The following is a 20191-nucleotide window of genomic DNA, read 5'->3' as shown; positions in this document are numbered from 1 at the left end:
GCGTCCGATCGAGCGGACGGAGCGGCACACGGGATGACCGACGAGGAGTACAGCGCGTTCTACCTGTCCTCGTTCTCCCCACTGGTACGGCAGTTGTTCGCCATGACGGGGGATTTCAGCGAGGCGCAGGACGCTGTCCAGGAGGCGTTCGTCCGGGGCTGGGGCAGGCGCGCCCGGTTCTCGCCGGACGACGGGCCGCCCGAGGCCTGGATCCGTACGGTCGCCTGGCGGCTGGCCGTCAGCCGGTGGCGGCGTGCGCGTCGGGGCCGGACCCTGGAGCGGGAGCGCCTGCAGGCCCTCCCGCAGGAGGCGGCCGGGCCGGGGCCCGAGCACACCGCCCTGGTGGCGGCGCTGCGCAGGCTCCCGGCGGCGCAGCGACAGGCCGTCGTGCTGTTCCACCTGTGCGACCTGAGCCTCCAGCAGATCGCCGAGGAGACCGGGGCGGCGGTCGGCACCGTCAAGGCCCGCCTCTCGCGCGGGCGTGCCGCGCTCGCCGAGCACCTGCGCGACGAACCGGAGACGGACGGCACCCTGCGGAACACCGCGGAAAGGACGAACCACTGTGTCTGAGCCGGAGGGCCGCCAGCGGTCCGAGCAGGACGACCGGATCGCCTCGGCGCTGCGCGGGCTGTACGCGCAGACGCCCGCGGTGTCGCCGCTGCCGTACGCGACCGTGCGCCGTCGGGCGGTGGGCCGGCGGCGCAGGCGGCGGGCGGTGGCGGTGCTGGCGGTGGCCGCGGCGGTGTGCGGGGTCGGCGTGCTCGGCCCGGGAGCCTTCCTGCCCGGACGTCACGGCGTCGCCGCGCCCGCCGTCACCGGGCCGGCGCCCGCGCCGAGTCCGACCACCGGCGGGGGCCCGTCGGCCTCGCCGAGGGAGGTGGCCGGCTACGTGGACCTCGCCGCGCACACGGTCCGCGTCCAGTCCGGGACCACCACCCTGCGGACCCTGCCGGCGACCGCGGGCCGCCGCGAGTCCCCGACGCCGACGGGCTCCCTGCGGGTGGCGGACAAGTACGCGTCACTGCGCACCACCAGCAGTTCCGGACCGACGCTGCAGCCCTCCCAAGGGAGTGAGTTCGACCTGACCCTGCCCTGGTGCGTGCGGCTGGTGGGCGAGGACGGCCACTCGACCTACGTGTGCGGCCTGAGCTTCGGCCCGACCACCTTCGGCCACGAGAACGTCACCCGCGGGGTCGTCGGGCTGAGCGTCGAGGACGCCCGCTGGTTCTTCGACACCGTGCAGGTCGGAGACCCCGTCCAGGTCGCGAACCCCGAACCGCCCGGACCCGGCAGCACACCCGGGTGAGGTGGCGCGGAGCGGCCGCCGCGGACGGCCGTCAGGACGGGCCGGCGGCCGTGACCGGGCGCTCCTGGGAGCGCACCGTCCAGGCGACGGCCGACAGCAGCAGGACACCCGGCGCGATCCCCGACACCGCCGCGACCGCGGCGTGCGGGGCGTCCGCCCCGGCCAGCGCCAGGCCCGCCGCGCCGCAGACGGTCAGCGCGGCGGCCAGCACGTGCACCGCCGGCATCCGCCACGCCACCGCGAGGCCGAAGAAGTGCAGTCCCACGACCAGGGCGATCCAGCCGACCGCCGCCTCCGGGACGTGGAGCACCCGGGCGAGGACGAAGAGGCCGCCCGCCCCGACGAGCACCTCGGCGGCCACCGCCAGCCGGTACCCGCGTCCGAACGTCTGGTCCGACGTACCGTCAGGCTCGGTCGGAGCAGCGCCCTTTCGTCTCATGCCGGTGAACAGCTTCAGGAAGACGAGGATCGCGAGAACGCGCAGCGGGACGGCGACCGCGGTCGGGAATGCCCCGGCGTTCGCGAGGACGAAGACGAGCCCGAAGACGGCGCCGATGAGTCGGCCTATCTGGTTCTTGTGCACGGCGCAGACTCTCATCCCGGATGATCATCGCGCAAAGGGGTAACAAGGCGGCTTCTGACCGTACGTGACCTGACCCGGCGTCCTCCGGAACGGGTGACGGGGGCGACGGGCTGACGCGGCGTCGGCCCGGAGGGGAGCGGGGGTCGCCCGGGCGCCGTCCGTACGATGGGGCGGTGACTGCCACCGACGCGACCTCCGCCCCGTCCGCGCCCGCCGCCGCGCCGAACGCGCCCGCCGATCCGGTCGCGGCGCTGACCGCCGACCCCCACGCCGGCTTCGCGGCCCTGCGGGAGAGCGGCCCGGTGCACCGGGTGACCGGCCCGGACGGCCTGCCGGTCTGGCTGGTCACCCGCTACGCCGACGTCCGGCAGGTGCTCGCCGACCCGGCGTTCGCCCTCGACAAGCGGCACGCAGCCCCGGGCAACTACCGGGGCTTCGCGCTGCCGCCCGCGCTCGACGCCAACCTCCTCAACATGGACCCGCCCGACCACACCCGGATCCGTCGCCTGGTCGCCCGGGCGTTCACCCCGCGCCGGATCGCCGACCTGCGCGGACCGATCGAGCGGCTCGCCGACTCCCTGCTCGACGCGATCGCCCCGCTCGGCCGGGCCGACCTGATCACCGCGTACGCCGCCCCGCTGCCGATCACCGTCATCTGCGACCTGCTGGGCGTCCCCGCCGACGCCCGGCACGACTTCCGCGCCTGGACCGACGCCCTGATCGCCCCCGACCCGGAACGCCCGCAGGACGCCCGGGCGGCGGTCGGCGCGATGCTCGCCTTCTTCACCCAGTTGATCACCCGCAAGCGCGAGCAGCCCGGTGACGACCTGCTGTCGGCGCTGATCGCCGTCCGCGACGAGCAGGACCGCCTCGGCGAGGACGAACTCACCTCGCTCGCCTTCCTCATCCTCTTCGCCGGGTACGAGAACACCGTCCACCTGATCGGCAACGCCGTCCTCGCCCTGCTCGACCACCCGGAACAGCTCGCCACCCTGCGCGCGGATCCGTCGCTGATCGCGGGCGCCGTCGAGGAGTTCGCCCGCTTCGACGGGCCCGCGCCGCTCGCCATCCGCCGCTTCGCCCGCGAGGACGTCACGGTCGGCGGCGTCACCGTGCCGGCCGGCGAGACCGTCCTGGCGGCCCTGGCCTCCGCCAACCGCGACCCCCGGCAGTTCGCCGAACCCGACCGCCTCGACCTGCGCCGCGCCGACAACCAGCACCTCGCACTCGGCCACGGCATCCACTACTGCCTCGGCGCCCCGCTCGCCCGCATGGAGACCGAGATCGCGCTGTCCGCCCTGCTGCGCCGCTTCCCGGCCCTCGCACTCGACCAGGAGGCCGGCACCCTGCGCCACCGTCCGTCCCTGCGCGCCCGCGGCCTGCTGGCACTCCCGGTCCGCTACTGACGTCGGCGCAGCTCCCGGCAGCCGGGGCGTACGTCGGGCGTACGTCGGGCGTACGTCGGGGGGCAGCGAATTGAACACGTTCAAATAGTGTGCCATCCTGGCCTCCGTGGAGGGGGCGTGATGGTGGTGCCGCGATGGGTGTGGCCGTGCGTGCTGGGGTGGGTCGGACTGGTCGGGGCGGGCCCGTGGGTCCTGCGCGGGGCGTGGACCGGCCCGGACGGCGGGCCGGTGATGGAGTACGTGGCGTGCGTGGCGGTCTCGGCCTTCGTCGTGGGAGTGGCGCTCGGGCGCGTCCGTGCGTGGGTGCCCGCCATGGCGGCAGGGGGACTCTGCGTCCTCGCCGTGCCGGTGACCTCCGGTGCGTTCGTCGGGCCGGTCGGGGAGTTCGGCGACGAGGCGGTGTTCCTGTTCGGGGTCCTGTTGATGCTCGGGCTGGTGGTCCAGCTCCCGCTGCTGATCGGGCTGTGCTTCGGATCGCTCGTCGGTTCGCTGGCCGAGTCGGGCTGAGTGCTCCGCGCGAGGCTCACCAACGGGCGCCGCTGTCACGTCACTTGGCGGTACCCGGGGGAGGGGCGGGAGTTCACCCGGGTCCGTGAGGATGGCCGGTCATGAGCAACCTCAGTCGCCGCATCTTCATCCTTGGCGGGCTCACCACCGCGGGCGCCGCCGCGCTCCAACTCGGCTTGCCGGGCCGGTCGTCGGCCGCCGCCGTCACTCCCTTCCCCTTCACGCTGGGCGTCGCCTCCGGGGAACCGGACGAGAGCAGCGTGGTGCTGTGGACGCGCCTGGCTCCCACGCCGACCAACGCGGACGGCCAGGGCGGCATGCCCAACGCCGACGTGGCCGTCGACTGGCAGGTGTCGACCGACCAGGGCTTCGCCACCCTGGTCTCCTCCGGCACGGTCACCGCGCGGTACGCCCAGGCCCACTCGGTGCACGTGCTGGCCGGCGGGCTCGCCCCGGACGCGGAGTACTACTACCGGTTCCGCGCCCAGGGGTTCATCTCCCCGGTGGGCCGGACCCGCACCGCGCCCGCGCCGACCACGGTCGGGCGTGACTTCACGATGGCCTTCGCCTCGTGCGCCCACTACGAGAGCGGCTACTACACCGCCTACCGGCGGATGGCCGACGACCGCCCCGACCTGGTCCTGCACCTGGGCGACTACATCTACGAGGGCGGCGCCGGCACCGGCGGCGTGCGCCAGCACCTGGGCGGCGAGATCGTGTCGCTGGCCGACTACCGCCGCCGCTACGCGCTCTACCGCAGCGACCCGGATCTGCAGGCGGCGCACGCGATCGCGCCGTGGCTGGTGGTGCCGGACGACCACGAGGTGGAGAACAACTACGCCGGCACGGTCCGCGCCGACAGCAGCCCCGTGCTGACGGCGGCCCAGTGGACGGCGCGGCGCACCGCCGCGTACCAGGCGTACTTCGAGAACATGCCGCTGCGGGCCGCCGCGACGCCGTCCGGCAACAGCATCCAGCTCTACCGCCGGGTCCGCTGGGGCACCCTCGCCACCTTCCACATGCTCGACACCCGCCAGTTCCGTGACGACCAGGCGTGCGGTGACGGCACGAAGGTCTGCGCCGACGCCGACCTGGCGAACCGCTCGATCACCGGCGCGGCCCAGGAGGCGTGGCTGCTCGACGGGCTGGGCCGGCGCCTGGGCACCTGGGACCTGATCGGCCAGCAGGTGTTCTTCGCCCGCAACGTGAACTCCGCCGGCGCGATGAACATGGACGCCTGGGACGGGTACCGGGCCAGCCGGGCGCGGATCCAGCAGGGCATCGTCGACCGGGGCGTCCGCAACCCGGTCGTCCTCACCGGCGACGTGCACGCGTCCTGGGGCAACGACCTCAAGGCCGACTACGCCGACCCGAACTCGGCGACGATCGGCTCCGAGCTGGTCTGCACCTCGATCACCAGCGGCGGCAACGGAACCGCCACCACGACGGTCCCCAACGGGTCGCTCAACCCGCACCTGCGCTTCTACTCCAACCGGCGCGGCTACGTCCGCACGCACATCACGCCCTCGCAGATCACCGCCGACTTCCGCTCGGTGGCGACGGTGACCGAGCACGGCGCGGCGGCGACCACCGCCAGGACCTTCGTCATCCACGACGGACAGCCGGGGTTGGCCGATGCGTAAGCTCACTGTGTTCGGCGCGGCCGTCGCCGCCCTCGCCGCGGTCCTCGCCGGGGTCGCCCCGGCCTCGGCGGCCGGCCCCACGTCCTGGGAGACCGTCAACAGCACCGCCACCGGTGACCAGGACACCTCCTCGATCGCGGCCAACCGGCTCGGCGACGTCGCCGTGGTCTGGGAGGACGACCGCGACTCCACCGACCCGGGCGACGACGCGCACAGCGACGTCCGGGTGCGGACGTACCACAACGGCGTCCCCGCCTACGAGACGAAGCTCTCGGCCGGCGGGACAGCCGGCACGTCCTGGCGGCACCTCCAACCCGACGTGGGGCTCGACGACCGGGGCAACGCCGTCGTCGTGTGGGCGGAGGACCCGGACGGCAACGGCTACTACAACATCGCCTACCGCGTGCTCTCTCCCACCGGCGCCGTGCTCGGCTCCGGCCAGGCGAACGCGAGCCCCGACGGCCAGCAGATCCACCCCCGCGTCGCGGTCGACCCGGACGGTGCGCCGGGCAGCACCACCGCGGTCGCGTTCTCCGTGGTGTGGGAGGACATCCAGGGCGCCGCGGCGGCCACCGTCAAGGCCGCCGGGTTCACCGGGACCACGACGAAGGCCTACGAGGTCACCGTCAACGCGACCGGCGGGGCCCACCACGATCCCGACGTCGCGACCTCCGCCTCGGGCGACGCCGTCGTCGTCTGGGCCGAGGACACCGACAACAACGGCTACTACCAGATCGGCCTGGCGAGCCTGGCCAAGGCGAACGGTGCGGTGGTGCTCACCCGCCGCAGCGCCAACAGCCTCGGCGGCGGCCAGCAGCAGCGTCCGGCGGTGGCCGCCGACTTCAACGGCGACTTCGCGGTGGCCTGGGAGTCCGACCACACCGGCACCCGCGGCGTCTGGGCCCGGTCGTTCACCGCGACCGGCACCGCCGGATCCGCCGAGGTCGAGATCTCCGGCGGCACCGGTGCCGGCAACCCCGGCGTCGGCATCGACGACCAGCGGCACGCCGTGGTGGGCTGGAGCGTCGCCGGCACCGACCCGGCGGTCCGGGCCCGGGGCCTCAACCCCGACGGCACCTTCACCGGCCGGCTGCCGTCCCAGTCCGTCAGCCAGGTCACGGCCGGGCGGCAGGAGCAGGTCGCGGTGGCCTCCTCCCCGTTCGGCGGCCTCGCGATCTCGTACACCGACGACAACGACGGCAACGGCTTCGACCAGGTGCTGATGGGTACGGGCGCGACGAACTCCGACTGGTGACCGTCCTCCGGTCCGCGCGGACGTTCGCCGGACCGCCCCGGGCGGGAGAGCCGACGGGCTCCCCGTCCGGGCGGGGCCGGCTGCCCTGCACTCGTGTGAAACCCGGACGGGCGGGCGTGTTCGACGGGTCGGAATGAGTAGTACATGCCGTATTCGTGACGATATGACACAACGTTGGCACCTTCTCGCCGCCGCGCTCTCGGCGCCGCTGCTCGCCGCCACCCTCGCCGCGCCCGCGCACGCGGCGCCCGCCGCGCACAACCGGGTCGTCGTGCCCGGCACCCATCCCGTCTGGGCCTCGCCCTCGGCCGACGAGGGGGCGGTGGAGGCCTCCGCGCCCGTCACCGTCCGGATCTACCTGGCCGGGCGGGACCGGGCCGGGCTGGACGCCTTCGCCCAGGACGTCTCCGACCCGCACTCCGCGCAGTACCGGCACTTCCTGACGCCCGAGCAGCTGAAGGAACGCTTCGGGACGAGCCCGGAGCAGGTGGCGTCGGTCCGTGCCTGGCTGGCCTCGACCGGGCTGACGGTCACCTCGGACACCGAGCACTACCTGGTGGCCAACGGCACCGCCGAGCAGGCCCAGGCCGCGTTCGCCGTCCAGCTGCACTCCTTCCGCCGGGGCAACCAGACCTACCGGGCACCGGTCGGCGAGGCCACCGTCCCGGAGGCGGTGGCCGGCTCCGTCCTCGCCGTGTACGGGCTCAACACCGCGCCGCACAAGGTCCGGCACGGCGCCGGATCCTCCCGCCCGGCGGCGAAGGGCGCCGTCGCACCGCAGGACACCCTGCCCGGACCGGCCCCCGCCTTCGTCAACTCCGGCCCGTTCTCCGACTACTACGGCTCCAACCCGGCCACCGGCACCCCGGCCGCGTACGGCTCGGTGCAGCCGTACGCCATCCGGGGGTACGACGGCGCGCACCTGCGCTCGGCGTACGGCGCGACCGCCTCCGGCCTGACCGGCCGCGGCGTCACCGTCGCCGTCGTCGACGCGTACGACTCGCCGACGCTCGGCGACGACGTCACCGCGTACGCGGCGGCCCACGGCGACGCCCCGTACGGCAAGGACCAGCTGCTGCGCAACGACCCGCTGCTGTGGACCCACACCCAGGCCCCCAGCGACACCGACCCCGGCGGCTGCGACGCCCAGGGCTGGTACGGCGAGCAGACGCTCGACGTGGAGGCGGTGCACGCCGTCGCACCGGAGGCGGACATCCGGTACGTCGGCGCGACCTCCTGCTACGACCCGGACATGATCGACGCGCTGCAGCGGATCGTCGACGTCCGGCTCGCCGACATCGTCAGCAACTCCTGGGGCGAGGTCGAGGGCGACAGCGACCCGGCCCTCGACCCGGTCTACGGGCAGATCTTCCGCTGCGGCGCTGCCGAGGGCATCGGCTTCTACTTCTCCAGCGGCGACTCCGGCGACAACGAGGCCCGCACCGGCACGAAGCAGACCGACATGCCGGCCTCGCTCGACTACGTCACCGCCGTCGGCGGCACCTCGCTCGGCCTCGACCAGAACGCCGGGTACGCCTTCGAGACCGGCTGGGGCACCCTCAAGGCAGCCCTGTCGGCGGACGGGCAGAGCTGGGTGGACTTCCCCGGCGCCTTCACCAGCGGCGCCGGCGGCGGGACCAGCGCCCGGGTCGCCCAGCCGCGCTACCAGCGGCACGTCGTACCGAAGGCGCTGTCCGGGGCCAAGGGCGGCCGCAACCGGGTCGTCCCCGACATCGCGGCGGTCGCCGACCCGAACACCGGCTTCCTGGTCGGCCAGACCCAGACCTTCCCCGACGGCACCGCCCAGTACAGCGAGTACCGGATCGGCGGCACCAGCCTCGCCGCCCCGGTCGTCGCCGCGCTCCAGGCGCTCGCCCAGCAGGCCGCGGGCGCACCGCTCGGCTTCGCCAACCCGGCCATCTACGACCGCTACGGCACCGGCGCCTACCACGACGTCACCGACCACCCCTTCGGCCCCGGCACCGAACTCGCCGAGGTCCGCGTGGACTTCGTGAACGGCGTGGACGCCGCCGACGGCACCGCGACCTCGCTGCGCACCCTCGGCAAGGACTCCTCGCTGCACGCGGTCCAGGGCTACGACGACGTCACCGGCGTCGGCACCCCGACCGCCGACTACCTCGCCTCCTACCGGCACTGACCCCACAGCCGGCCGGTGCCCGCCCCCTGCGCGTCGTCGAGTGGCGGCAGGGCGGCGGGCACCGGCGATGTCCTGCTCCACCCGGGCGTTGCCGGTGCGGGCCGCTGCACGCCCTCCGTGCGGGCCGCTACACGCCCTCGGGCCGGGGCCCGGGCTCGCCCACGTACAGCCCCACCTGGGCGGTCTGGCTGCGCAGCTCCGTCACCAGGCTCTCCAGGTCGGGGGTCACCAGGTCCTCGCCGTCCGGCCCTCCGGGGGCGGGCGGCAGGGGGCGGATGTAGTCGCGGACCAGCACGAGCAGCTCGGTCAGGTGCTCCACCATCGAGGGGCCGATCACGTCCGCCGTCTGCCGCAGCTGGCTGGCGATGATCAGGACGGCCATCAGCGCGTCCTCCTCGGCCACGACGTCACGGGCTGGCGGTGCGTACGGCTCGACGTCCTGCTTGGTGCCGGACTGGAGGAGGGAAGTCATCAGCCACGTGAGGCGGCTCTGTCGCGTACTCTCGCTCATCCTCCTACCACACCACGGGGAGGAGGCGGTCGGGCGCCAGGCGCGCCCGGCCCCTGCGGATGCTCACCGGACCTTCCGGGTTGTCAGGCCGTATTCGGAACGGCTCCGTGGCTGGGAACGCCTCCTGCGGCTCCGGCCGGACCGCCTCGTCGATGTTCGCGCACCGACACGGACGCGCCGTGACACCTCCGCGGAGCGGTCGGTTGCCCGAGCGACGCGTTGGGTCGGGGCCGTCCAGCGCAGAGGGGAGCCCCGTGGGCAAGGTGGTCCTGTATGCCTCGGTGCCGGTCGACGGCGCCGAGGCGGCCGTGGCCGCGGCGCAGGAGCTCGCGGGAGACCGCATCGTCGAGGTCGCCGCCGGCGACGTCGGTGGCCAGGTGCTCGCCGCGGGCCTGGTCGACGAGGTGCGCATGGACGTCGTACCCGTCGTGTTCGGGTCCGGCAGGCGCTTCTTCGGGTCGGTCCACGCGCAGCACCTGCTGGACGATCCCGACGTGGTGATCCAGGGCGACCGGGTGCTTCACCTGCGCTGCCGGGTGCGCCGCTGACCGATCCGGGCTGAGCGGTGGCCCCTGGACGCTCAGGCGTCCCGCGCGGGGAGCTCCGAGAGGGCGGTGTCCCGCACGATGCGGTCCACCGTGTCGTGCAGGGCGCTGTCGCTGCCGATGACGGTCTCGATGCCGCCCGGCAGCAGGTCGTGCGCCCGGTACCAGTCGCGCAGCTCCCGCTCGGTGACGGCCGCCCGGTATGCGGCGTCGGCCTTGGAGGCGTGCCGGGACAGCGTCTCTGCGATGGGGATGTCCAGGTAGTAGCAGCGGGTGACGCCGCGGTGGTCGCCGACCAGGCGGGTGAGCATCTCGCCGTAGTGGTCGGCGTACAGGATGCCTTCGACGACGACGTGGTAGCCGGCGTCCAGCGCGTACCGCGCGACGGTGTCGATCAGGCCGATGTCCGCGCCGCCCGGGCGGTCCCGCTCGCGCAGGACGACGCGGCGGAGGTTGTCCTGCGCGACCACGGCCAGGCCCCGCTCGAACCGTTCCCGGACACCTGCCGCCACCGACGACTTCCCCGACGCCGAGTTTCCCCGGACGATGACCAGCCGGGTCTCCGCGCTCCCCGTGGGGGTGCCGGTCGGCGGGATCGCGGGGGCGCTCATGCGGGCCGTCCCGGTTCCACGCCTGCAACCAGCTTCTGGGGCAAGGTGCTTGTCCTCCACGACGAGCCTGACAGGGGTGCCCCGGCGTAGGCCGTGAGCCCCTGTTGCACCGCTTCGTCGCGGTGCTCGCCACACGATCCGGTGAACCGCCCGGGTGGGCGGGTCAGAGCAGCGCCGCCAGTTCGCCCCGCGAGGCGATCCCGAGCTTGGGGTACGCCTTGTAGAGGTGGTGCCCCACCGTCCGGGGGCTCAGGAACAGCTGGGCCGCGATGTCGCGGTTGGTCAGGCCCTGCGCGGCGAGCCGGACGATCTGCTGTTCCTGCGGCGTCAGGACGGACAGCGCCGACCGCTCCTCGACCGGCGCCGGTGCGGCGGAACCGGTCGCCGTGAGCTCGCCCCGCGCCCGGTCGGCCCAGGGCCGGACACCGAGCCGTTCGAAGACCTCCAGCGCCGCCCGCAAGTGCGGCCGGGCGTCGGTGCGTCGGCGCTCGCGGCGCAGCCACTCGCCGTACAGCAGCGCCGTCCGGGCCTGCTCGAAGGGGCGGCGGCCCTGGTGCAGCCCGAGCGCCGCCAGGTACGCGGCCTCGGCGAACTCGTCCGGCCCGAGCAGCGCCTCGCAGCGCAGCCGCAGCGCCTGTGCCCAGGGCTGGCCGCTGGCGGCGGCCCACCGCGCGAACCGCTCGTACGGCTCGCCCGCGCGCTCCGGCGCCCCCAGGCGGACGGCCGCCTCGACCAGGTCCGGCACGGCCCGGGTCGCCCCGACGTGGTGCCGGTACGGGCCGGTGGCCAGGGCATGGAGGCGGTCGAGGGCCTCGGCGGCGCGGCCCTGTCCGAGGTCGAGCAGGCCGAGCGCCCACTGCGCCCACGGTTCGCCCGCCGCCGGCGCCGCCGACCGCGGGGCGGAGCCCGCCGGTGCGGTGCTGCCGAGTGCGGTCGCGACCAGGTCGGCGCAGGCCGGGCCGTCACCGGCCAGCGCCGCCAGGCAGGCGAGCAGTGCGCTGAGCTGGCTGACCCACTGGTGCTGGCCGGTGTCCCGGGCGAACGCCAGTGCCTCGCCGGCGGTCACCTGCGCGTCGCGGTGGCGGCCGTGGAACAGCTCCGCCTCGGCGAGGAAGAACTGCAGCGTGGGCAGCACCCCGACGGCGCCACCGGTACGGGCTTCGGCGATCAGTTCGCCGGCGAGTTCGAGTGTCTCGTCGTCGCGGCCCAGCACCAGTGTCGCGCCGCACAGTTGGACCAGGTCGGCGGGCGTCTCGGCGCCCGCCCGACGGGCCGCCGCGGCCGCGTCCCGGGCGGCCGGGGCCGGCGGCGCGGGGCGGCCGAAGGCGGGCAGGACCGCCGCGGGCAGGTACCGGGCGAGCGGGGTCAGCGGGTCGTCCGCCGCCAGCGGGAGCGCCGCCAGTCGGTCGAGGACGGCGACCACCGGCTCCTCGCCCACGTACCAGGCCGCGTGGAACGCCTGCAGCAGCATCCGGGCCGCGTACGGGGCCGCGATGTCCGTGGCGGCGGCCTCCAGCAGCAGCCGGTGGGCCGCGGGGTAGGAGCCGCGCCAGAAGTGCGCGGTCGCCCGGACGTGGTCGAGCAGGGCGTGCACGTCGGTGCGGTCGGTGCGCGCCGCGGCCCGGTCGGCGAGCGCCTCGGCCTGCGCCAACCGGCCCTCCGCGGTGGCGGCCTCGGCGGCCAGGACCAGGCGGCGGGTCGCGGCGTCCCGGTCGGGGGTCAGGCGGGCGGCCCGCTCGTACGCGGCGGCGCTGCCCGGACCGCCCCGGGCCGCCGACCGGACCGCGGTGCGCTCCAGGGCGTCGGCGAGGTCGGCGTCCGGGCCGGTGGCGGCCAGGGCCAGGTGCCAGGTCCGGCGGTCGCCGTCCTCCAGTGCCTCGCCGATCGCCCGGTGGGCCGCCAACCGTTGCTGGAGCGGGGCACGTTGGAGGATCGCCGCGCGCAGCAGCGGATGCCGGAAGGCCAGCCGGCCCTCCACCGTGGTCGTGACCAGTCCCGCCTGCTCGGCCGGCGCCAGCTGCCCGGCGTCCGCACCGAGCGCGGCGGCGGCGGACAGCACCACGTCCAACTCGCCCTGCTCCTCGGCGGCGGCGACCAGCAGCAGGGTCTGGCAGGCCGGCGGGAGGACGGTGACCTGGCCGTGGAACGCCAGCAGCAGCCGGCTGGTCAGCGGAAGCCCGTCGGGGGCTTGCGACTCGCTCTCGGCCGCCACCGCGAGCGGCAGCTCGCAGAGCGCCAGTGGATTGCCCGCGGCCTCGGCCAACAGTCTTTTGCGCAGGGCGCCTTCGTCGGCGGGCGGTGCACCGCCCGGGTCCTCGCCTGCCGACTGCATGCCGGCGCGTCCGCCCCTGGCCTGCCGCTCGGCGTCGAGCCGGGCGTCCGCCGACCGCGTGCCGGCGCGTCCGCCCCCGGTCTGCCGCTCGGCGTCGAGCCCGTCGTCCGCCGACCGCGTGCCCCCGAGCCCGTCTCCGGCCGGCCGTTCGCCGCGCGGGCCTTCGTCCGCCCGGACGAGGCCCGGGGCGGTGTTCCCGCCGCGCAGGCGGGCGTCGAGCAGTCGCCCGGCCGCCTCCTTGTCGAGGGCCTCGAGCCGCAGCTCGGGGAGCCCCGCCGCCACTGGCGGCTGCGGCCCGCCACCTGCCGGTCCGGCGTCCCGGACGGCGAGCAGCAGCACCACGCCCTCCGCCTGGAGCCGTCGGGCGGCCAGCAGGACCGCGTCCAGCGATGCCCGGTCGAGCCACTGCACGTCGTCCAGGACGCACAACAGGGGCTGCTCCGAGGCGAGTTCGGCGAGCAGCCCGAGCGTCGCAAGACCGGTGAGCAGCCGGTCGGCCGCGCCGACCGCCCCGGTGGCCGCCGTCTCGCCGGGCTCCTCGGTCAGGCCGAACGCCCGCTCCAGGGAACGCCGTTGGGGACCGGGCAGGGCGGACAGCCGGTCCAGCTCCGCGCCGAACAGCAGGCTGAGCCCGGCGAAGGGCAGTTCCGCCTCGTACTCGATGCCGGCCGCCCGGATCACCCGGAACGACTCTCCCGCCGCCGCGACCGCGGCGTCGAGCAGCGCCGACTTGCCGATGCCCGGCTCCCCGCGCAGCACCAGGACCCCGCTGCGGCCGCCCCTCGCCCCGTCGAGCAGCCCGTCCACGGCGGCCTGCTCCCGTTCCCTCCCGTACAGCATCCTCCGACCCTACCCGCCGGGCCCGCCGTGGGCCGCGGGGTGCGTACGTACACCCCTACCTATGCGTGACCGATTCGGTCGCCGGCGCCCGTCCCTACCTTGGTGAGCAGCGGGAACGACCCGCGGAACTGCCCAGCAGGACAAGGGAGAACACCATGAACGCGATCCAGTCGACCGACCTCCGCCAGCTCGCCGAGCGCTACATCGCCACCTGGAACGAGACCGACCCCACCGCCCGCCGCAAGCTGGTCGACGAGCTGTGGGCGGAGGACGGCCGGTACACCGACCCGCTGGCCGCGGTGGTCGGCCGCGAGGCGATCGACGCGCTGCTCGGCGCTGCCCAGGGCCAGTTCCCCGGGCTGGAGTTCACCCTCGGGCCGGTCGACGCGCACCACGACATCGCCCGCTTCACCTGGAACCTCGGCCCGGCCGGCGCCGAGCCGCTGGTGATCGGGTTCGACGTGCTGGTCGCCGACGAGGACGGCCGGATCGCCTCGGTCCACGGCTTCCTCGACCTCGTTCCGGGCGCCTGAGCCGCCCGCCGTCCGGGGCGGGCCCGCGTGAAGGGCCCGCCCCTCCCTTGCCGAACCCCGTCGCCGCCGCCGGCGGCCGATCCGCCCGAGGAGACACAGACGTTGAGCACCGACCTGCAGAGCCGCCCCACCTCGGCCGCCGCCGACGGGCCGGCCCACGAGGCGCCCAGGGGCCTGCTGCCCGTGGTCCTGGCCGCCACCTTCATGACCTCCCTCGACGTCTTCGTCGTCAACGTGGCGCTGCCGTCGCTCCAGGCGGACCTCGGAGCCGGGCCCGCCGCCGTCCAGTGGGTGATCGCCGGGTTCGCCCTCGCGCTGGCGGTCGGGCTGGTCACCGCCGCCCGGCTCGGGGACCGCTACGGGCGGCGCCGGACGTTCGAGCTCGGCCTCGCCCTGTTCACCTTCGCCTCGGCGGGCTGCGGCCTCGCCCCGACCGCGGCCGCGCTGGTCGGCGCCCGGGTGCTCCAGGGCCTGGCGGCGGCACTGATGGGCCCGCAGGTCCTGACCATCCTGCGGACCGCGTACTCCGGCGCGGCCCAGGCCCGGGCGTTCGCTATGTACGGGCTGACCATGGGAGTCGGTGCGGTGTTCGGGCAGCTCATCGGCGGTGTCCTGATCCGCGCCGACCTGTTCGGCCTGGACTGGCGCAGCTGCTTCCTGATCAACCTGCCGATCGGGCTCGCCGCCCTCGCGGCGGTCCGCCGCTGCCTCCCGGAGTCCCGCGCTCCGCAGCCGCCCGGCCTCGACCCGGTCGGCGTGCTGCTCTCCACCATCGGTCTGACCGGCCTGGTCCTCCCGCTGATCCAGGGTCGCGAGCAGGGCTGGCCGCTGTGGACCTTCCTGCTCCTGATCGCCTCCGCCGCCCTGCTGGCCGGCTTCGTCGTCCACCAGCACCGGTCCGGAGCCACCGGCTCCCCGCTGGTCGACACCCGACTCTTCCGCGGCCGGACCTTCGCCGTCGGCATGGCCGCGCAGCTCGTCTTCTGGCTCGGGCAGGCCTCCTTCTTCCTGGTCCTCGCCCTGCACCTCCAGCTCGGGCGCGGCCTGGACGCCCTCGGCGCCGGGCTGGTGTTCACCGCGATCGGGCTTGGCTACCTGCTGACCTCCACCACCGCCGACCGTGTCTTCGCCCGTCTCGGCCACCGGGCCGTCACCCTCGGCGCGCTGCTGATGGCCGCCGGTCTCGGGCTCCTGGTCCTCGCCGTCGAGGCCGGGGGGCCGACCGGCTCCGTGTGGTGGCTCGCGCCGGGCCTGTTCGTGGACGGCCTCGGCATGGGCCTGGTGATCGCCCCGCTGACCTCGGTCGTCCTGGCCGGCGTCGCACCCCGGCTCGCGGGCTCGGCGGCCGGCGTGCTCGCGACGGTCCAGCAGGTCGCCGGCGCGCTCGGCGTCGCCCTGATCGGCCTCGTCCACTACGCCGCCGACACCCCTGCCGCCGCCTTCACCCACAGCCTCGCGGCGCTCGCGGCGCTCGAACTGCTCCTCGCCGCGCTCCTGCGCCTGCTGCCCCGCAGCGCTTGACCGCGCCTACCCCCCGTACGAAGTCCGCGCACGCGAACCCTGCGCACGCCGCGTACGAACCTCGCGCACGCCGCCTACGAACCCCGGGCCACTCCCTCGGCCCGGGGTTCCGCCGTGCTCGGAGTGGCCTGTTCTACGCCGCCGGGTGGCGCACCACGAGCAGCGCCTCCACGTCACCCGACGGTGCCTCGTAGAGGTGCGGCACGTCCGCCGCCCAACTGCCGTGCTCGCCGGGACCGATCAGCTCGGGGGCGGCCACCGGGCCGACCCGTGCGGTGCCCGCCAGCACGATGATCCGCTCGGTCGTCCCGGCCGTGTGCGCGGCGGACTCCTGCGCCGCGCCGGCCCGGATCCGTACCCGGTAGGTCTCCGTCACCGCGTCCGCGTCCTCGAAGCGCTCCAGCAGCACCGCGTCCACCGTGCGGCCGGAGACTGCGGGTCCGGCGACCGCGGCCTGCAGGGCCGGGCCGTGCAGTGCCGTGCTGAGCGGCACCCCCAGAGCCGTCGTGAGGGCGTAGAGCGTCTCCAGCGTGGGGTTGCGCCGGCCGGCCTCCAACTCGGAGAGCGTGCCCTTGCCGACCTCGGCACGGCGGGCCAGTTCGGAGAGCGACATCCCGCGCGCCGCGCGCAGTTCCCGCAGTCGGGCGCCGACCCGAACGGCCAGTTCCACCGCTCATCTCCTCCTTCGCGCGGCCGCCGGAATCCGGTTGATCCGTCGGCTCACAGCCCCTATCGTTCCACATACGGAACGCGTTCCATAGACAGAACGGCTGGAGGCACCCCTGTGGCACCCGAGCAACTCCCCACCCGCGCCCGGCTCGTCGCCGATGCCCTCGCCGACGCAGGCGCCACCGGCCGGGTGCGCGAACTGGCGGACGCCGTCCGCACCGCCGCCGCGGCCGCGGAGGCGCTCGGCTGCGAGGTCGGCGCGATCGCCAACAGCCTGGTCTTCCTCTCCGACGGCGAACCGGTCCTCGTCCTCACCAGCGGCCGCCACCGCGTGGACACCGCGGCGCTCGCCGCCCGCTGGGAGCGCGGCGAACTCCGGCGCGCCACCCCGGAGCAGGTCCGCGAGGCGACCGGGCAGGTGATCGGCGGCGTAGCCCCGGTCGGCCACCCCAAGCCCCTCCCGACCGTGGTCGACGAGGCGCTGACCGACTACCCGCAGGTCTGGGCCGCCGCGGGCACGCCGCACACCGTCTTCCCGACCACCGCCGCCGAACTCCTCCGCCTCACCGGCGGCTCGCTGCTCCCGGTCGGCCCGTGAACGCCGGCCCCGCCCGCCGGGAGGCGGCGGCCCTGGCCGGCCAGGTCGCCCTGGTCACCGGCGGCTCCGCCGGCCTCGGGCGGGCCATCGCCCAGGGCCTGGCCGCCGCCGGCTGCACCGTCACCGTCGCCGGCCGGTCCCCGACCACCTGCCGGCAGGCCGCAGCGGAGATCGCCGCCCGCACGCCCGGCGCCACCGTCGAGGGCCGGGCCTGCGACGTCACCGACGAGGACGGACTGCACGCCCTGGTCCGGCAGATCACGGACACCCACGGCCGCCTCGACGTGCTGGTGACCAGCGCCGGCGTCCAGGCCCGCGGCGAGCTCGCCGACCTCGACGCCGCCACCCTGCGCCGCTGCCTGGAGGTCAACGTCGTCGGCACCTTCCTCGCCTGCCAGGCCGCCGTACCGGTGATGCGCGCGGCGGGGTACGGCCGGATCGTCACCCTGGCCAGCGCCCTCGGCCTGGTCGGCGCGGCGGGCCGGGCCGGCTACGCGGCGAGCAAGGGCGCGGTGGTCCAGCTCACTCGCAGTCTCGCCGTCGAACTCGCGGGCACCGGGATCTGCGTCAACGCCCTCGCGCCCGGCCCGTTCCGCACCCCGCTGAACGACGGCATGGACGACGACCCGCGCGTCCGCGCCTTCCTCGACCACCAGGTCCCGATGGGGCGCTGGGCCGACCCGGGCGAACTGGTCGGCGCCGCCCTGCTGCTGGCGAGCCCGGCGGCCTCCTACCTGACCGGCGCCGTCCTCCCGGTCGACGGCGGCTGGACGGCCCACTAAGGCGTGTCTGACAAATGATCATCTGGCTGGTTCGCGGAGCCAGAGGATCAGGGAGGCCAGGACGACTCCGGCTCGGTAGCGGTCGGCGAGTTTGTCGTACCTGGTCGCGATCGCGCGGAACTGCTTGAGGCGGGCGAAGCATCGTTCGACCACGTTGCGGTCGCGGTAGATCTCCTTGTCGAAGGCGGGTGGTCGGCCGCCGAGGCGCCCTCGGCGTCGGCGGTTGGCCGCCTGGTCGCGGCGCTCGGGGATCGTGGCGGCGATGCCCCGGCGTCGCAGCAGGTGGCGAATGGCCCTGCTGGAGTAGGCCTTGTCTCCCAGCACGCGCTGCGGTGTCGTGCGCGGACGGCCCGTGGCTGCCCGCGGGATGCGGATCCCGTCGAGGACGTCGGCGAACGCGGTGGCGTCGTTGACGTTGCCCGGGGTGAGCACGATCGACAGCGGCAGGCCCCGGCCGTCGACGGCGAGGTGGACCTTGGTGGTCAGCCCGCCTCGGGACCGGCCGAGGGCCTGGCGCGTCTGCGAGCGGCCCGGATCTTCCAGTTCGTCCCCGTCTGCATCCCCTTTTTGCGGGCGCCGGCGGCGTGCTGGTGGGCGCGGTTGACCGTGGAGTCGACGGCGACGGTCCATTCGACCCGGCCCACCGCGTCGTCGTGGACCTGGACGTGTTCCAGGAGTTTCGCCCAGGTGCCGTCCGCCTCCCAGCGGGCGAACCTCTCGTAGACGGTTTGCCATGGGCCGTACCGATCCGGGAGGTCGCGCCAGGGTGCTCCGGTCCGGAGCCGCCACAGCACGCCGTTGACCACCTGCCGGTGATCGCGCCATGGACGGCCACGCCCGTCCACCTGCGGCAACAAGGGCTCTATTCGCTCCCATGCCGCGTCCGTCAGCTCGCCTCGACCTGCCACAAGATCAATTATCAGACACGCCTTAGGAGCGTGGGTCAGTAACGAGCAAGCGGCCCCGCTCCCGTGACCGGCGGATCGGCTGCGGCTGCCCCGGCCGGGCCTGTGCGGGGCTCTGGCAGGGGTCTGCCGACCGGGTGTCCGGCGGGCGGGGATCGTGACGTGGCCGGGGAGCTCGGCCGGGTCGGCCGGCCGGGGCGTCGCCCCCTGTGGTTCCGGCTTGGCGGAGGATCTTGCGGAGGTTGTGGCAGGCGGCGAGCAGGCGCCACTCGCCGCGGGCGCCGTCTTCGCCGCGCAGGAGGAGCTTGCGGCCGTTCTGGCAGGTCATGATCTGTCCGAAGACGGGTTCGACGATGGCCTTGCGGCGGCTGTAGGCCTTCCGGCCGGGCCTGGTTCGCAGTTTGTGGGCCATGCGCTCCTTCAAAGTCGCGTCTTTGGGATGCGTCCGCGTGGTGCGGGTGGGACCTGTTCGGCGTGGGCGAGTCGACCGGTGGCCATGAACGTGTCTGCGCCGAAGGCGAGTCGGCGGTCCCGCGCGGCTTCGAGGTTGGTCTCGGAGCAGTAGCCGGCGTCGACCAGGGCCTGTTTCGGGTGGCTTCTGGTGTTCGCGTGGGACTGGTCGAGCATCGTGGTGTAGTTCAGCGCGTCGGAGGCGTTGGTCGTCACGTCGGCGGCGGTGATGACCTGGTTGGCCTCGTCGCCGACGGCTTGGGCGCTGTAGGCCTGGGTGTAGGCGCCGTCGCTGTTCTTCATGATCCGCGAGTGGGGGTCGGTGCAGTCGGCCAGGACCTGGGAGAGGTCGAGCACCTCGTCGACCAGGTCAGCGGCGAACCGGGCGGGGTGGCCCCCGGGCAGCCAGTCGTCCAGCGACGGCGGCAGCAGCGGGACCTGACGCGGGTGAAACGCGCGGGTGGCCCGCTGCTGAGACACGTTCCCGTCTCACTCAGGCGCTGAACGGCGGGGTCAGGCCGTACCGCGCGATGACGTCGGGCAGCCAGTCGGGTTGCCCGAACTGGAGCCCGTACTTGGCGGCGAGCGCGGGTATCGCGTCCTCGGTCGGCGGAGGCCCGTCGGCAAGCATCTCGGCCATTTCGCGGAAGCAGTGCTCGAAGCCGGCCGGACTGATGACCTCGATCATCCGGGCCGGGACGGGACCGGCGTTCCACATCGTGTGCAGTTCCCCGCGAGGCTTGGTGATGTAGCCGCCGGCACCCAGGACAACTTCGCGGTCGCCGGACCGGAAGCCGATCTCGCCCTCGGTGACGATCGAGTATTCGTCCTCCCTGGTGTGCAGGTGCGGCGGCACCAGCGCTCCGACCGGGAAGGGGTGTTCGACGACGGAGACGGCGCCGTTGGTGTCCGCGCCCCAGAGTTTGAAGGCGACCCCGATCGGGCCGAGGTCGCCCTCACGGCCCTCACCGGGGCGGACGACGGTGAGTGGCGGGACCGGCGGCTCTGTCATGGCGATCACTCCTCCGCACAATTT

The 20191-nt window shown here is 74.7% G+C and carries 18 protein-coding genes and 2 pseudogenes; 12 read left to right on the top strand and 8 right to left on the bottom strand.

The genetic code is table 11. From position 1 onward, the window contains the following. The first annotated feature begins 33 nt into the window (after positions 1-33). Together ABEB06_RS07350 and ABEB06_RS07345 are read left to right on the top strand one after the other, a co-directional pair. Positions 34-570 (top strand): SigE family RNA polymerase sigma factor, encoded by a 537-nt coding sequence (locus ABEB06_RS07350; RefSeq protein ID WP_345695986.1) that lies wholly within the window; start codon positions 34-36, stop codon positions 568-570. Further along, a complete protein-coding gene (locus ABEB06_RS07345; protein ID WP_345695985.1) occupies positions 563-1306 on the top strand; it encodes a L,D-transpeptidase in 744 nt (247 codons plus the stop codon). The genes ABEB06_RS07350 and ABEB06_RS07345 overlap by 8 nt, the downstream gene beginning before the upstream one ends. A gap of 31 nt (positions 1307-1337) precedes the next feature. Here ABEB06_RS07345 and ABEB06_RS07340 read toward each other — a convergent pair whose 3' ends face one another. After that, positions 1338-1889, bottom strand: a complete 552-nt coding sequence (locus tag ABEB06_RS07340; RefSeq protein ID WP_345695984.1) for a hypothetical protein — start codon at positions 1887-1889, stop codon at positions 1338-1340. Between the two features lie 251 nt (positions 1890-2140). Here ABEB06_RS07340 and ABEB06_RS07335 point away from each other — a divergent pair, with 251 nt between their 5' ends. The 5 genes from ABEB06_RS07335 (at position 2141) to ABEB06_RS07315 (ending at position 8858) form a co-directional block, all read left to right on the top strand. Beyond that, complete coding sequence (locus tag ABEB06_RS07335) at positions 2141-3295, top strand: cytochrome P450 family protein (RefSeq protein ID WP_345701761.1); 1155 nt, start codon at positions 2141-2143, stop codon at positions 3293-3295. A gap of 120 nt (positions 3296-3415) precedes the next feature. After that, positions 3416-3802 (top strand): hypothetical protein, encoded by a 387-nt coding sequence (locus ABEB06_RS07330; RefSeq protein WP_345695983.1) that lies wholly within the window; start codon positions 3416-3418, stop codon positions 3800-3802. A gap of 101 nt (positions 3803-3903) precedes the next feature. Then, positions 3904-5445: an alkaline phosphatase D family protein gene (locus tag ABEB06_RS07325; RefSeq protein ID WP_345695982.1), complete on the top strand. Its 1542-nt coding sequence runs from the start codon at positions 3904-3906 to the stop codon at positions 5443-5445. Further along, positions 5438-6700 (top strand): hypothetical protein, encoded by a 1263-nt coding sequence (locus ABEB06_RS07320; RefSeq protein WP_345695981.1) that lies wholly within the window; start codon positions 5438-5440, stop codon positions 6698-6700. Before ABEB06_RS07325 ends, ABEB06_RS07320 begins: the two co-directional genes overlap by 8 nt. A 163-nt stretch (positions 6701-6863) precedes the next feature. Next, positions 6864-8858, top strand: coding sequence for a S53 family peptidase (locus tag ABEB06_RS07315; protein WP_345695980.1), 1995 nt, complete (start codon positions 6864-6866; stop codon positions 8856-8858). Positions 8859-8985: 127 nt separating this feature from the next. Here ABEB06_RS07315 and ABEB06_RS07310 read toward each other — a convergent pair whose 3' ends face one another. Further along, positions 8986-9330: a hypothetical protein gene (locus ABEB06_RS07310; protein ID WP_345695979.1), complete on the bottom strand. Its 345-nt coding sequence runs from the start codon at positions 9328-9330 to the stop codon at positions 8986-8988. Between the two features lie 326 nt (positions 9331-9656). On the opposite strand from ABEB06_RS07310, the pseudogene ABEB06_RS07305 reads away from it, so the two are divergent. Then, positions 9657-9917 (top strand): annotated as a pseudogene (locus ABEB06_RS07305) (dihydrofolate reductase family protein); the annotation flags it as partial. A 32-nt stretch (positions 9918-9949) separates the two neighbouring features. Here ABEB06_RS07305 and ABEB06_RS07300 read toward each other — a convergent pair. Both ABEB06_RS07300 and ABEB06_RS07295 read right to left on the bottom strand, forming a co-directional pair. Then, the gene (locus ABEB06_RS07300) at positions 9950-10525 is read right to left on the bottom strand and encodes an AAA family ATPase (RefSeq protein WP_345695978.1); all 576 of its coding nucleotides are present in this window, start codon (positions 10523-10525) and stop codon (positions 9950-9952) included. 163 nt (positions 10526-10688) lie between these two features. Then, positions 10689-13697, bottom strand: coding sequence for an AAA family ATPase (locus ABEB06_RS07295; RefSeq protein ID WP_345695977.1), 3009 nt, complete (start codon positions 13695-13697; stop codon positions 10689-10691). Between the two features lie 155 nt (positions 13698-13852). Here ABEB06_RS07295 and ABEB06_RS07290 point away from each other — a divergent pair, with 155 nt between their 5' ends. Further along, on the top strand, positions 13853-14230 hold the full coding sequence (locus tag ABEB06_RS07290; RefSeq protein WP_345695976.1) for a nuclear transport factor 2 family protein: 378 nt from the start codon (positions 13853-13855) through the stop codon (positions 14228-14230). 102 nt (positions 14231-14332) lie between these two features. Further along, entirely contained in the window at positions 14333-15751 is a 1419-nt protein-coding gene (locus ABEB06_RS07285) for an MFS transporter (RefSeq protein WP_345695975.1), read from the top strand. 133 nt (positions 15752-15884) lie between these two features. On the opposite strand, the gene ABEB06_RS07280 is transcribed toward ABEB06_RS07285, so the two are convergent. After that, complete coding sequence (locus tag ABEB06_RS07280; protein WP_345695974.1) at positions 15885-16421, bottom strand: helix-turn-helix domain-containing protein; 537 nt, start codon at positions 16419-16421, stop codon at positions 15885-15887. Between the two features lie 114 nt (positions 16422-16535). Here ABEB06_RS07280 and ABEB06_RS07275 point away from each other — a divergent pair, with 114 nt between their 5' ends. Continuing rightward, a complete protein-coding gene (locus ABEB06_RS07275) occupies positions 16536-17018 on the top strand; it encodes a YbaK/EbsC family protein (RefSeq protein ID WP_345695973.1) in 483 nt (160 codons plus the stop codon). Beyond that, positions 17015-17800 carry an SDR family NAD(P)-dependent oxidoreductase gene (locus tag ABEB06_RS07270; protein WP_345695972.1) on the top strand — a complete coding sequence of 262 codons (786 nt, stop codon included), beginning with the start codon at positions 17015-17017 and terminating at the stop codon, positions 17798-17800. The genes ABEB06_RS07275 and ABEB06_RS07270 overlap by 4 nt, the downstream gene beginning before the upstream one ends. Before the next feature lie 18 nt (positions 17801-17818). Here ABEB06_RS07270 and ABEB06_RS07265 read toward each other — a convergent pair. The 3 genes and pseudogenes from ABEB06_RS07265 to ABEB06_RS07255 form a co-directional block, all read right to left on the bottom strand. Beyond that, positions 17819-18708, bottom strand: a protein-coding gene (locus ABEB06_RS07265; protein ID WP_345695209.1) for an IS5 family transposase whose coding sequence is annotated in 2 segments (ribosomal slippage) — positions 17819-18360 and positions 18360-18708 — 891 coding nt in all. Because the reading frame shifts where the segments join, the coding sequence is not laid out codon by codon here. A 202-nt stretch (positions 18709-18910) separates the two neighbouring features. Continuing rightward, positions 18911-19488: pseudogene (locus ABEB06_RS07260) on the bottom strand (transposase); the annotation flags it as partial. 160 nt (positions 19489-19648) lie between these two features. Then, on the bottom strand, positions 19649-20167 hold the full coding sequence (locus tag ABEB06_RS07255) for a cupin domain-containing protein (protein ID WP_345695971.1): 519 nt from the start codon (positions 20165-20167) through the stop codon (positions 19649-19651). Positions 20168-20191: the final 24 nt, after the last annotated feature.

The organism is Kitasatospora terrestris (assembly GCF_039542905.1).
In the GTDB taxonomy this organism is placed as follows: Bacteria; Actinomycetota; Actinomycetes; order Streptomycetales; family Streptomycetaceae; genus Kitasatospora; species Kitasatospora terrestris.
Note: the sequence above shows the minus strand (reverse complement) of the source record. Positions and strands in the feature narration are given on the sequence as shown.